This window comes from Dyella sp. (assembly GCF_051954575.1).
Taxonomy (GTDB): Bacteria; Pseudomonadota; Gammaproteobacteria; order Xanthomonadales; family Rhodanobacteraceae; genus Dyella_B.
Genome location: NZ_JBQCHP010000113.1, coordinates 1 through 12750 on the forward strand (window position 1 = coordinate 1; position 12750 = coordinate 12750).

Consider the following 12750-nt stretch of genomic DNA (forward strand, 5'->3'; position numbering starts at 1 on the left):
GCATCTGCATCTCACGCTGGATCTGTTCGGCCGCGTGCGCGAAGGCGCCGAGGACGAAGCCATCCGCGTGTTCGGCGACAACCTCAAGGACCTGCTGCTGGCCGCACCGGCCGGCGCCAAAACCGTGATGGGGCTGGACCCAGGCATCCGTACCGGCGTAAAGGTAGCGGTGGTCGACGCCACCGGCAAATTGCTCGCCACCGATACGGTTTATCCGCACGAACCTCGCAATCAATGGGACCAGTCGCTCGCCCGCCTTGCCGTCCTGAGCAAGCAGCATGGTGTGAACCTGATCGCGATCGGCAACGGTACCGCCTCGCGCGAAACCGACAAGCTCGCCGGTGAGCTGATCAAGAAGCATCCGGATTTGAAGCTGTCCAAGATCGTGGTGAGCGAAGCGGGCGCATCGGTGTATTCGGCCTCGGAGACGGCGGCCAAGGAATTCCCCGATCTGGACGTGAGCCTGCGCGGCGCCGTGTCCATTGCGCGCCGCCTGCAGGATCCACTGGCGGAACTGGTGAAGATCGAACCCAAAGCGATCGGCGTCGGCCAATACCAGCACGACGTGAACCAGGTGAAGCTGGCGCGTGCACTGGATGCACGCGTGGAAGACTGCGTAAACGCCGTCGGCGTGGACGTGAACACCGCATCGGCCGCATTGTTGTCGCGTGTCGCGGGCCTCACGCCCAGCGTCGCCGAAAACGTGGTGAAGCATCGCGATGCCAACGGTCCGTTCGCCAATCGCAAGGCCTTGCTGAAGGTGCCGCGCCTGGGCGACAAGGCGTTCGAACAGTGCGCGGGCTTCTTGCGCATTCCCAGCGGCGACAATCCGCTGGATGCCAGCGCCGTGCATCCGGAAGCCTATCCGGTGGTGGAGCGCATCATTGCGCAGTGCGGCCGCGAAGTGAAAAGCGTCATCGGCGACATCACCTTCCTGCGTGGCTTGAAGGCCGAGCAATACACGGACGAACGCTTCGGCGTGCCGACCGTGCGCGACATCCTCAAGGAACTGGAAAAGCCCGGCCGCGATCCGCGTCCTGAATTCGTGGCACCCAGCTTCGCCGAAGGCGTGGAAGACCTGAAGGATCTCAAGCCCGGCATGATTCTCGAAGGCCGCGTCACCAATGTCGCCGCGTTCGGCGCGTTCGTCGACATCGGCGTGCATCAGGATGGTTTGGTGCACGTCTCTGCGTTGTCGCACAGCTTCGTGAAGGATCCGCGCGATGCGGTGAAAGCCGGCGACATCGTGAAGGTGAAAGTGATGGACGTGGATATGGCACGCCAGCGCATCGCGCTTTCCATGCGCCTGGATGACGAGCCCGGCCAGGCGCGCGGCGGCAAGCCGGCGGGCGGCGAGGTGCGTGGTGGACGGGACAATCGCGGTCCGCGACCGGGCGCCGCACCGGCGAAGACGGTCCCCGCGCCCGCCAACAGCGCGTTTGCGGACGCCTTGTCGCGCGCGTTGAAGCGCTAATCCACACGCGGACTTCACATACGGCTGTTCGAAACTGTTCCGGGCGGCGCCCGGTTGGGACCGGCCTCTCGCAACGAGTTCCTCATACGGCAGCGCAGCATGCGCTGCCGTATGGCATGCATTAACGTAACGCCCCGATAACAAACAGACGCAGGAGCACCCACATGTTCCACCCTCGCAAGATCGCTGGCGCCGTGGCGCTGGCCCTCGGCATGGTTGGCGCCGTACACGCCACGGGCAACCCCCATTCGACGTTCAATAGCGTGGTGGTTTTTGGTGACAGCCTGAGCGATGCAGGCAATATCTCGCTGGCGACCAACCCGAGCATCCAGCCGCCGCTGGAATTCACCACCAACCCCGGCGCGGTGACTGTGCAGAACGTGGCAAGCGGGCTTGGCTATTCGCTGACCGCTTCGCTGGCCGGCGGTACCGACTACGCCTGGGGTGGCGCGGGCATCAACAACAACTCGCCGGGCACGCCCGCGACGGTGCCGACCATCACCAGCCAGGTGACGAGCTATCTGGCCACCAACAGCGTCAATCCGCATGCGCTGTATGCGGTCTGGGGCGGCGCCAACGACATCTTCAACGCTGCGACGTCGGTGGTCGCCGGCGCCACCGCGCAGCAGCTCATCGCGCAGACGCTGGCTGCCCAGGCTTCATTGGCGGTTTCCGCGGGCCTGATTCCGAACGATCCGGCCGCCATCGCCGCCTTCGAAGCGCAGATCACGCCCGCCGTCACCGCACAGGTCAATACCCAGGTCGCTGCGGCGGCTGGTGTGTCCACCCTGCAGACCGCAACCCAGGCCCAGGCCACCATCGCCGCCGCCGGCCAGCAGGAAGTGAAGCTGATCGGCGCACTGCAGGCGGCCGGCGCGAAGAACATCGTGGTGTTCAACCTGCCCAACATTGGCGTGACGCCGGAAGCGCTCGAGCAAGGTAGCTCGGCGGCCGCTTCCCTGACCGGGCTGAGCGTGATCTACAACAGCCAGCTCAACGCGGGCCTCGCTCATCTGGGCAAGGGCATCATCCCGGTCAACACCTATGCCCTGCTCAACCAGGTGATAGCGAACCCGGGCGCGTATGGCTTCACCAATGTCACCACGCCTGCGTGCGGCGTCGGTTCCAGCTCGGTGCAGTGCGGGCCTGCCGGTTCCGGTTTGCCGTATACCTATGCGGCCGGCACCAACCAGACCTACCTCTTCGCCGATGGCGTGCATCCCAGCACGGCGGCGGATGTGATGCTTGGGCAGGTTGTGCTTTCCGAACTGGCGGCGCCGCAGCAGATCTCGCTGCTGCAGGAAGCTCCGCTGGCTGCCGTAACCACGCAGACGGGTGTGGTGCGCAATCAGATGATGGCCGACAGCTTCGGCAGCACCACGCGCGCCTTCGCCAACATCAATTATTCGAACCAGCAGTTCGACCAGCGCGCCGGTGCGCCCAAGACCACCAGCAACAATGTCGACCTCACCGTGGGCGCCGACGTGCACGCCACGGATTACCTGTCCGCCGGTGTGGCGTTGGGCATCGGCGAGCATTATGCCGACGTCAGCGGCGGCGGCGGTTACCGGCTGCAGGCGCTCACCGGCCTGGGTTACCTCACCTGGCATACCGGTGGCGCGTATGCCGGCGTGTATGGCGACTTCGGCCAGGCCAGCTTCACCAACATCAACCGCGTTTTCATGATCGGCAACTACCGCACGCATGAAAGCGGCAAGACTGACGGCTCCTATCTCGGCCTGGGCTTGCACGGCGGTTACTGGTTCGACGTGGGCGCGCTGAAGACCGGTCCGTTCGCGAACTTCGAGTACCAGAACATCAAGATCGACGGTTACAACGAAAACGGCAATGATGCCACCGCCATGTGGTTTGGCCGTCAGCAGCGCAACGCGGTGATCAGCACGCTGGGTTGGCGCCTGCAGGGGCACTGGCAGTACGACAGCATGGATCTGGGCCCCTATGTCGAGTTGGGCTGGAACCACGACAGCCGCGCCAATACCGACATGGTGACCGCGGGCCTCAACAGCATGAATGGCAGTTTCGAAATGGCCGGCTTTACGCCCAAGAAGAACTTCGGTTCGGCCAACGCGGGCATCATGGCGCAGATCACGCCGAACCTGTCGGGCTGGATTGCCTATAACGGGCATTTCGCCGACAACAGCCAGCATTCCAATGGCGTCAACCTCGGGGTGAAGTTCGGCTTCTGAGCCGCGCTTTATCGGCAACAAAAAAGCCGTCCCATGATGGGACGGCTTTTTTATGGATCAGGCCCTGGAGGCGAAAGGCTTACTTGCCCTTGCCGCCGGTCGCCATGTTGAGAATATCCTTCGCCTGCTGCTGCAGGTTCTGGGCATCACTGTCGCTCAGCGGCGACTTGTTGCCACCGGCGTCGTGCGTTTTCAGCACCAGCGAACCATCATCGCCCCAACCAGCGGTATCCACCGAACTGGGCTTGGCGTTCTGGCTGGACTTCTTCTGCTGCTGCACCACCCACGGCTTGCCGTCCTTGTAGGCATAGTCGGTGCTGGTGAAGCCCTTGTCACCGTAATCCACCAGCTCGCGGATGAATTTCACTTCGCCGCCTTCGCGGAACACTTGCCAGGCGCGCGAGGCGTTCGCCTCGAGCTTGGTGCCGGCGGTGCGCTTCATGCCGCCGATCTGCTTCTGCACGCCCTGGAAGGCCGCCAGCATCTTCTCGCCCGGCGTCTGTTCGGGCGCCAGCTCGACGTTGATGTTGGTGGCGGGGTTGCCCTTGGTCAGCACCGGAGCCTGCAGCGGCATGGTGTAGTGGCGATCGCCGTCGGTCAGCTCGGCCTGGACGATGTACAAGTCGTTGGTGGCGACATTGGCGGGATTGAAATCCAGCTCGAACTGCGCCGGGAACGTGGTTGCCGGTGCAATCGTCTTGGTGGCGAGTGGCGCGGAGCCCTGCGCCGTCACGTCCACCAGGCTGATGTCGAGCTTGCCCTGGCTGGAGGGCGTGATGCCGCCACGCAGCGTAACGGTACCGGTGATGCTATGCGGGGCGGCGGCCGGCGCATTTGCTTCCGTACCATCCGTGCCGGTCGACGACGACGGATTTGAAGAATTATTGCAGCCGGCTAGTGCAACCGCTGCCACTGTCATCAGCGACCAAACAACGCTGCGCATGGAATGGAAACCTCAGGTTGGATCGATTTGGAACGCGAAGCCTGCCAAACGCATCGCGTCGCAAACATTCACGGGGGAGCCTCGGAGAATAGCCCAAAGTCCCTTCATGGAAAAGTCAACCGTGCCAAACGGCCTTTCCGTCACAAACGCTGGCGCAGGCTGTAGACCTAGGAGCGGCTATTTGGCACGAAAAGGCCGGCATCGTGCGCGGTCCGTCGCAGTTTCTTGCTCCACGTATACGTTTGCAGGTGTCAACCTCGAACAAACTGACGCGTTTGAGCGCAAAAGGCTGGCCTCGGAATCTGCCTCGTCACGCGATTTAATACGTTTTTAACCAAGTTCTTGCGCATCAACAGATTCGTGACGGGTAGCTGGTCTATAAAAAAACCAGCGGCTCCACAGGAACTTACCGGCCAATCGTTTAGCCAACCGTGGAATTTTTGCGATGAACGTGCAAACTCTTACGCCCATCGAACCCACCGCGACGACTTTCGCCGATCGCATCAAGGTCCTGATCCAGCGCGTCGGCAGCGTGACGGAAATCGCTCGCATGTGCGGTTTTTCGGAGGGAGTCGTCCGCAGCTGGCGGGATGGCAATACCGATCCATCGCGCGCGCGATGCGTGACCCTTGCACGCACGCTCGGCATTTCCCTGGTGTGGCTGGTGGCCGGCGAAGGTTCGATGCTGGACCCCAGCACCGTGATGCCCGATGACATGAAAGGCACGAACAGCTCCGAGACTGTCCGCCATCGATCCAAGCTGCGCGCAAGCGTCGATGCGCTGGGCGCCGATGGCATGGACGTGCAGCGATTGAACACCGCGCTGCGCATTTTGCAGTCGGAACTGGATCTGGCGGACAGCCAGCTCACACTGGCGGAAAATTCCGACATGCTCGCCGAGCTTTACGACATCCTTGGCCCGGGCGGCGCCGATGTCGATGCGTCGGCGATGGTGGCGTTCAATCATCGCCTTGCGGAGCGGTTGAAAGGTCGTCCCGCTGTGCGACTCACTTCCTGAGTCTCCGCCGGATCTCTTAAAAAAGCGGCAGCCGAAAAGCTGCCGCTCTTGTTTTGCAATTACAGGCGCGCGATATCGGCGATGGCGGTGAATTGCGCCTTCAATCGCCCCAGCAGTGCAAGGCGATTGGCGCGCACGACCGGGTTCTCCGCATTCACCAGCACGTGATCGAAGAAGGCATCGACCGGCGCCTGCAACTGCGCAAGACGCGCGAGCACTGCGGTGTAGTCGCGCCGCTGCAAAGCCGCCGCAGTATCAGCCTGCGCCGCCTCAAGCGCCTGCGCCAGTGCGCGCTCGGCCTCTTCTTCGAAGTGTGCCGGATCGACGTGCTCCCGGATGCTCTGGGCGCCTTGTTCTTCCTGCTGTTTGCGCAGGATATTGGCGACGCGTTTGTTGGCGCCCGCCAGGCTCACCGCTTCGGGTTGCCGCCCGAATTCGACCACCGCGCGCAGGCGTCGATCGAAATCGACCAGGCTGATCGGCGCCACCGCCAGCACCGCTTCGTGCTGCTCGGTGGTGAAGCCTTTCTCGGCGTAATAACCGCGCAGGCGTTCGAGCACGAACTCGCTCAGTTCCGCGACCAGCGCCGCACGCCGTTGACCTGCATCAAGTACCGGCGGCTTGCCGTCCTTGCCCGGTTTCAGGCCTGCGGCAAGCGCCGCGTCCGGCAGCAACTCCAGCGCCTCGGCAAACAGCGCCTTGTGATCCAGCTCGAGACCGCCTTCGATCAAGGTACGCGCCAAGCCCAGCGCCGCGCGGCGCAGCGCGAAGGGATCCTTGTTGCCGCTGGGCTTGAGGCCCACCGCAAAAATGCCCGCGAGCGTGTCGGTTCGCTCCGCCACGGCCAGCACCTGCCCCACCTTGCCGGTGGCGATCGTATCGCCGGCAAAACGCGGCTGATACACGCTATCCAGCGCGTCGGCGACCTCGGCAGGTTCCTTGTCCTGTTGTGCGTAGTAGCGGCCCATCACGCCCTGCAGTTCGGGAAACTCGCCGACCATGCGCGTGAGCAGGTCGCACTTGGCCAGGCTTGCCGCGCGCGTCGCCAGGCCGGCATCGACACCGACGCGATTGGCGACGATGCGCGCGATTTCCGCCACGCGCACGCTCTTGTCCCACAGGCTGCCTAGGGCCTGCTGGTAGGTGACGTTTTTCAGCGCGTCTTGATAACTCTTGAGCGGCGTCTTCAGATCTTCGTCCCAGAAAAACTTCGCATCGGCGAAGCGCGGACGGATTACGCGCTCATAGCCTTTGCGAATTTCCTGCGGCTGCTTGCTGTCGAGGTTGGCGATGCCGATGAAGTGTTCCGTGAGCTTGTCGTGCGCATCGAACACCGGCACGAATTTCTGGTTGGCCTCCATGGTCGTGACCAGGGCCTCTGGCGGTACGCTGAGAAAGTCGCGATCGAACGCGCAGGCGATGGCGACCGGCCACTCGGTGAGGTTGGCGATCTCGTTGAGCAGGTCATCGTCGAGCCGCGGCGTGCCGCCGGTTTCCTTCGCCACGCGCGCCACTTCGTCACGAATGCGCTGGCGGCGCTCCATCGGATCGGCCAGCACCTTGGCCATGCGCATGGCATCGACGTAGCTGTCCGCATCGGCCAGATGCACCGGCTGCGGATGCAGAAAACGATGGCCGCGCGACTTGCGCCCGCTGCGCAGGCCCAATATTTCACCTTCGACGATGGCCGGGCCATGCAGCATCACCAGCCAGTGCGCCGGGCGTACGAAGGTGTAATCGTGATCGGCCCACCGCATGGGCTTGGGGATAGGCAAGCCCTTGAGCGCTTCGTCGACGATTTCCGGCAGCAATGCCGCGACCGGCTGGCCCGGTTTCACGCTGCGGTAGACGAACCAGGCGCCCTTGTCGGTTTCCAGCTTTTCCAACTGCTCCACGCCAATGCCGCACGATTGCGCGAAACCGACCAGCGCCTTGCTCGGCTGGCCTTGTGCATCCAGCGCGGCGTTCACGGCGGGGCCACGGCGCTCGATCGATTGCTCCGGTTGCGCCGCAGCCACTTCAGGGATATAGACGGCCAAACGCCGCGGCGTCACGTACAGGCTTGCCTGGTCCAGCAAGGCCGAGATGCCACGCTTGCCGAGCCCTTCGCAGATGCCGTGCAGGAACGAGGCACCCAGTTCGTCCAGCGATTTCGGCGGCAGCTCTTCGGTGCCCAGCTCAATCAGCAATGACTTGGCGGCGCTCATGCTGCCTGCTCCTTTTTCTGATGCTTCAATCCGGGGAAACCGAGTTTTTCACGCTGGGCGACATAGGTTTCCGCCACGCTGCGCGACAGGGTGCGCACGCGCAGGATGTAACGCTGACGTTCGGTGACGCTGATGGCGCGGCGCGCATCGAGCAGGTTGAAGGTGTGGCTGGCCTTCATCACTTGCTCGTACGCGGGCAACGGCAGGCCGGCGGCGATCAGCTTGTTGGCCTCGCCCTCGCACACGTCGAACCAGCGCAGGAGTTCGGCGACATTGGCGTGCTCGAAGTTGTAGGTGCTCTGCTCCACTTCGTTCTGATGGAACACGTCGCCATAGGTGACCTTGCCATGCGGACCTTCGGTCCAGACAAGGTCATAGACGTTGTCGACGTTCTGCAGATACATGGCCAGGCGTTCCAGGCCGTAGGTGATCTCGCCCGTCACCGGCCGGCACTCCAGGCCGCCGGCCTGCTGGAAATAGGTGAACTGGGTCACCTCCATGCCGTTGAGCCAGACCTCCCAGCCCAGGCCCCAGGCGCCCAGCGTGGGCGATTCCCAGTTGTCTTCCACGAAGCGCAGGTCGTGCACTTGCGGGTCCAGGCCCAGTTCCTTGAGCGAGCCGATGTAGAGTTCCAGGATGTTCTCCGGATTCGGCTTCATTACCACCTGGTACTGGTAGTAGTGCTGCAGGCGATTGGGGTTTTCGCCGTAACGGCCGTCGGTGGGACGGCGCGAGGGCTGCACGTACGCCGCGGCCCAGGGCTCGGGGCCAAGCGCACGCAGGAACGTGGCGGGATGGAAGGTGCCGGCGCCGACCTCGGTGTCGAGGGGCTGCAACAGCACACAACCCTGGCTTCCCCAGTAGCGGTTGAGGGTCTGGATCACATCCTGGAATGTCGGCGCGGACATTGCTTTCCTAACCTGGGCGTAAAGCGGGTTAGTATAGCCGCAGCGCATCTTTTCGCTGTTTTTTGGGGCGATCGATGTCTAATTCGGGGGATCCGCCCATGGCTGCAACTCAACAAATCGCTTCCATGCTCGGCCGCCGCGGCAGGCTGGCTCTCGATGACGTGCTCGCGGCGCTGGTGGTGGACGGCTATCTCACTGCTGACGACGCCAAGCAACTGCGCATGGGCAATCGCGCCGGGCGCAGCACGGTAGAGCTCAATCCGCTGGTAATCATCGCCAACGCCAAACTGACCAATCGCCGCGAGCCGGGTCGGCCGCTGAGCCTGGAGGGCCTGACCGAATGGCTGGCCGGGCAGGCCGGGCTGCCGTACATGAAAATTGATCCGATGAAGATCAACGTGGCGGCGGTGACGCAGGTGGTGAGTCACGCCTACGCGCAGCGCCATCGCATCCTGCCGGTTGCCGTCACGCCGGGCGAAGTGACCTTCGCCACCGCCGAGCCGTTCGACCAGTCCTGGGCCAAGGATCTGGCGCAAATGCTGCGTCGGGACGTGCATCGCGTAGTATCCAGCCCGATCGACATCAATCGGTATTTGCAGGAGTTCTACGGCGTCCAGCGTTCGATCCAGATGGCGAAGGACGCCAAGAGCCAGAGCGGCTACGACTCCTCGGCGCTGCTGAACTTCGAACAGTTGCTGGAGCTGGGCAAGGCCGGCGAAGTCGGCGCCGACGATCGCCATGTCGTGCACATCGTGGATTGGTTGCTGCAATACGCCTTCGAGCAGCGCGCGTCGGATATCCATCTGGAACCGCGCCGCGAAGCGGGCATGATGCGCTTTCGGATCGATGGCGTGATGCACAAGGTGTTCGAACTGCCGCCGCCGGTGATGACTGCGGTGACGTCGCGCATCAAGATCCTTTCGCGCATGGACGTGGCCGAGAAGCGTCGTCCACAGGATGGCCGCATCAAGACGCGCGCGACCTCCGGGCGCGAAGTAGAGCTACGTATTTCCAGCATGCCCACCGCCTTCGGCGAGAAGGTGGTGATGCGTATCTTCGATCCGGACATCGTCGCCAAGGATTTTTCGCAGCTGGGGTTTTCTGCGCCGGAAGATGCGTTGTGGCGAAGCATGGTGGAACGTCCGCACGGCATCGTGCTGGTGACCGGACCGACCGGCTCGGGCAAGACCACCACGCTCTATTCCACGCTGAAACATCTGGCCACGCCCGACATCAACGTGTGCACGGTGGAAGACCCGATCGAAATGGTCTCGCCGGAATTCAACCAGATGCAGGTGCAGCCGGCGATTGATCTGGACTTTGCCGCTGGCGTGCGTACGCTGCTGCGCCAGGATCCGGACATCATCATGGTCGGCGAAATTCGCGACCTGGAAACGGCGCAGATGGCGGTGCAAGCATCGCTGACCGGTCACCTGGTGCTTTCCACGTTGCATACCAACGATGCACCGAGCGCCGTGACGCGCCTGCTCGATCTGGGTGTGCCGCATTACCTGATTCAATCGACCTTGACGGGCGTCGTCGCGCAACGACTGGTGCGCACGCTGTGCCCGCATTGCAAGCTCGAAACACAGCAGGATCTGCATGAATGGACGGTACTGACGCACGGCTGGTCGGTCCCGCTGCCGGAGCAGGTGTTCAAGCCGGTCGGTTGCCTGGAATGCCGCCATACTGGTTTCATTGGCCGTACCGGCATCTACGAAATGATGCCGTTGAGTCCGCGCTTGCGTGGCATGATCGGAGCGCAACTCGACCTGATCCATTTCAGCCGCGGGGCGCTGACCGAAGGCATGCGCCCACTGCGCATTTCCGCAGCCGATCAGGTTGCGCGCGGCTTGACCACCGTGCAGGAAGTGCTGACCGTGCTACCGCCGGTCGAGCATGTCGAAGATACGCCTCCCTGATATTTCGATCGACCTCATTCACGGCTTGCATGAAACCCGTTCTGATCATCCGCACCGGCCAGGCTCCCGACAACATCCGGGCGCGCCATGGCGATTTCCCGCATTGGTTTCGCCTGAGTGCGCAGCTTGCATCGCATCGTCTGCGGGTGGTCAATGTGGCGGCCGGCGAGGCCTTGCCATCGCCGCAGGAAGTATCCGGCGCATTGATCACCGGCTCTGCCGCCATGGTGACCGACCGCGCAGCATGGAGCGAACGCACCGCGGGGTGGATTCGCAATGCGATGGACGCCGACTTGCCGATGATTGGCGTGTGCTACGGCCATCAGCTGATGGCGCATGCGCTGGGCGGACGGGTCGATTATCTGGCCGGCGGAAGGGAAATCGGCACCGTGCCGATTGAACTGTTGCAGGATGCGGAGCAGGACGCGCTGACCACGTTTCTTCCGGCGAAATTCCGCGCGCATACCACGCACGAGCAAAGCGTCCTGGAAACGCCCAAGGGCGCGAAGGTGCTGGCTCGTTCGGAGCGCGATCCGCATCATCTCATTCGCTATGGCCGCAATGCGATCAGCGCGCAGTTCCATCCCGAATTCAACGCCGATGTCATGCGCGCTTATATCCGACGCAAGCATCACGACATGCGTCGCGAAGGTTTCGACCCGCACCACACGTATCGGCAGGTGGCGCCGACACCGCTTGCGCGGCGTCTGCTAAAGATGTTCTCGCGACATCACGGGCTCAGCCACGCCACGCGCTAGCGGTTGCGCGGCGGCATCGGAAACGGCGTCACTTTCTGGCCATCCGCGGCATCGCGGATCGCCAGCGCGCCTTTGCGATCCACTTCTTCGATGCGAACTACCGATTGCATGGGCAGGTGCAGCACGCGCGTGTCCTTGAATTCCTCGCGCAGGCGCTCCTCGGTGGGATCGACGACCAGTCCTTCACCGATCGGCTCGAACACCAGGTCGCCCACTTCGGTGAAGCCCCACAAATTGCTCGAGGCAACGTGCCGCGCATACAGCTCGTAGCATTTGCCCAGGTGCAGGAAGGTGACCTTATAGAGTTTCTGATTACGCATGCGCGCATTTTACCCACGCATGCGACGCATGATGGCATCCCGCGACAACAGCGCGAATAAGACGCCAAAGAGAAACCCGGCCACGTGCGTCCACCAGGCGTAACCGCCATAACTCGGCCCGCCGGCGTAACTGAAGAGCAGTTGCAACAGCGCCCAGATGCCGATCAGCAGAAATGCCGGTACGCGAACGAATTCCAGGTAGAAGCCCAGCGGTAGCACCAGTCCCAGGCGCGCCCTCGGAAACAGCGAAACGTATGCACCCAGCACGGCCGATACCGCGCCGCTGCAACCGATGATCGGCCTGACTTCTCCGGCCAGGGAAATGGCGCCCGTGAAATTAGCAACCACACCGCCAAGAATGAACAGGACCAGGAACCGGATCGAGCCCAGCGTCCGTTCTGCAGGCATCCCGAAGATCATCAGGAACAAGAGATTGCTGAGCAGGTGAAGCCACGCGACATGAATGAACAATGCCGTGACCAGGCGAAGCAGCGCCGGATCGCGCAGCTGCTGCCAGATCGGCTGATGCGTATCGAACACATTGGCCGGGACGGTTCCCCATTCCAGCAGAAACGTCACGCGCCGCGGCGGCGACATCAAGGCCAAGGCCATGAAGGTCATCACGCAGATGCAGATGAGCAGCATGGCTGCCCAATGCACACGCGGTTGACGTCGCGTTTCGACATTCACAAACACGGCTTTCTCCTCGACGAGCGTGCTGGTCGAGCTGTCCGGGCTACATCTTAGGGGATTACTTGAAACAGATTGTGGGCGACGCTTGCACAAAGCGTGTCGCGGTGCATCGAGTGCCAGCGAGGGGGCGACCTCGACCTTGCCTGTCACGCCGTCAAACGCCGCAAAGCAAAACGCCTTCCCGGATGGGAAGGCGTTTTAAGGAAAAAAGCCCCTGGCGGTGACCTACTCTTGCATGGGCAATGCCACACTACCATCGGCGCAGCTGCGTTTCACTTCCGAGTTCGGGATGGGATCGGG

The 12750-nt window shown here is 62.8% G+C and carries 10 protein-coding genes and 1 rRNA gene; 5 read left to right on the top strand and 6 right to left on the bottom strand.

The window, feature by feature from the left end; all coding sequences use genetic code 11:
- Positions 1-1474 (top strand): helix-hairpin-helix domain-containing protein (locus tag ACTHNE_RS15155; protein ID WP_440269683.1); only part of this gene is annotated, 1474 nt, incomplete at its 5' end.
- Positions 1475-1638: 164 nt separating this feature from the next.
- Entirely contained in the window at positions 1639-3681 is a 2043-nt protein-coding gene (locus ACTHNE_RS15160) for an autotransporter outer membrane beta-barrel domain-containing protein (RefSeq protein ID WP_324946743.1), read from the top strand.
- Between the two features lie 79 nt (positions 3682-3760).
- Here ACTHNE_RS15160 and ACTHNE_RS15165 read toward each other — a convergent pair whose 3' ends face one another.
- Positions 3761-4624, bottom strand: a complete 864-nt coding sequence (locus ACTHNE_RS15165; protein ID WP_440269684.1) for a YbaY family lipoprotein — start codon at positions 4622-4624, stop codon at positions 3761-3763.
- Positions 4625-5069: 445 nt separating this feature from the next.
- On the opposite strand from ACTHNE_RS15165, the gene ACTHNE_RS15170 reads away from it, so the two are divergent.
- Positions 5070-5642 (top strand): helix-turn-helix domain-containing protein, encoded by a 573-nt coding sequence (locus ACTHNE_RS15170; RefSeq protein ID WP_324939248.1) that lies wholly within the window; start codon positions 5070-5072, stop codon positions 5640-5642.
- 59 nt (positions 5643-5701) lie between these two features.
- Here the strand turns inward: ACTHNE_RS15170 and glyS are convergent, their stop codons facing one another.
- Positions 5702-7849 carry a glycine--tRNA ligase subunit beta gene (gene glyS / locus ACTHNE_RS15175; protein WP_440269685.1) on the bottom strand — a complete coding sequence of 716 codons (2148 nt, stop codon included), beginning with the start codon at positions 7847-7849 and terminating at the stop codon, positions 5702-5704.
- Positions 7846-8757 carry a glycine--tRNA ligase subunit alpha gene (glyQ, locus tag ACTHNE_RS15180; protein WP_440269686.1) on the bottom strand — a complete coding sequence of 304 codons (912 nt, stop codon included), beginning with the start codon at positions 8755-8757 and terminating at the stop codon, positions 7846-7848. Before glyQ ends, glyS begins: the two co-directional genes overlap by 4 nt.
- A gap of 98 nt (positions 8758-8855) precedes the next feature.
- Here glyQ and ACTHNE_RS15185 point away from each other — a divergent pair, with 98 nt between their 5' ends.
- Complete coding sequence (locus ACTHNE_RS15185) at positions 8856-10679, top strand: GspE/PulE family protein (RefSeq protein WP_440269687.1); 1824 nt, start codon at positions 8856-8858, stop codon at positions 10677-10679.
- 29 nt (positions 10680-10708) lie between these two features.
- Positions 10709-11437, top strand: coding sequence for a glutamine amidotransferase (locus tag ACTHNE_RS15190; protein ID WP_440269688.1), 729 nt, complete (start codon positions 10709-10711; stop codon positions 11435-11437).
- On the opposite strand, the gene ACTHNE_RS15195 is transcribed toward ACTHNE_RS15190, so the two are convergent.
- The 3 genes from ACTHNE_RS15195 to rrf all read right to left on the bottom strand — a co-directional run.
- The gene (locus ACTHNE_RS15195) at positions 11434-11757 is read right to left on the bottom strand and encodes a DUF1820 family protein (protein WP_440269689.1); all 324 of its coding nucleotides are present in this window, start codon (positions 11755-11757) and stop codon (positions 11434-11436) included. The two genes, ACTHNE_RS15190 and ACTHNE_RS15195, sit on opposite strands and share 4 nt — an antisense overlap.
- A 9-nt stretch (positions 11758-11766) precedes the next feature.
- Complete coding sequence (locus ACTHNE_RS15200) at positions 11767-12453, bottom strand: rhomboid family intramembrane serine protease (protein WP_440269690.1); 687 nt, start codon at positions 12451-12453, stop codon at positions 11767-11769.
- 209 nt (positions 12454-12662) lie between these two features.
- Positions 12663-12750: ribosomal RNA gene (gene rrf, locus ACTHNE_RS15205) — 5S ribosomal RNA — on the bottom strand; the annotation flags it as partial.

Coding starts and splice junctions, on each gene's coding strand:
- ACTHNE_RS15160 (WP_324946743.1), top strand. CDS start 1,639: ATGTTCCACCCTCGCAAGATCGCTGGCGCCGTGGCGCTGGCCCTCGGC.
- ACTHNE_RS15165 (WP_440269684.1), bottom strand. CDS start 4,624: ATGCGCAGCGTTGTTTGGTCGCTGATGACAGTGGCAGCGGTTGCACTA.
- glyS (WP_440269685.1), bottom strand. CDS start 7,849: ATGAGCGCCGCCAAGTCATTGCTGATTGAGCTGGGCACCGAAGAGCTG.
- ACTHNE_RS15185 (WP_440269687.1), top strand. CDS start 8,856: ATGGCTGCAACTCAACAAATCGCTTCCATGCTCGGCCGCCGCGGCAGG.
- ACTHNE_RS15170 (WP_324939248.1), top strand. CDS start 5,070: ATGAACGTGCAAACTCTTACGCCCATCGAACCCACCGCGACGACTTTC.
- ACTHNE_RS15195 (WP_440269689.1), bottom strand. CDS start 11,757: ATGCGTAATCAGAAACTCTATAAGGTCACCTTCCTGCACCTGGGCAAA.
- ACTHNE_RS15190 (WP_440269688.1), top strand. CDS start 10,709: ATGAAACCCGTTCTGATCATCCGCACCGGCCAGGCTCCCGACAACATC.
- glyQ (WP_440269686.1), bottom strand. CDS start 8,757: ATGTCCGCGCCGACATTCCAGGATGTGATCCAGACCCTCAACCGCTAC.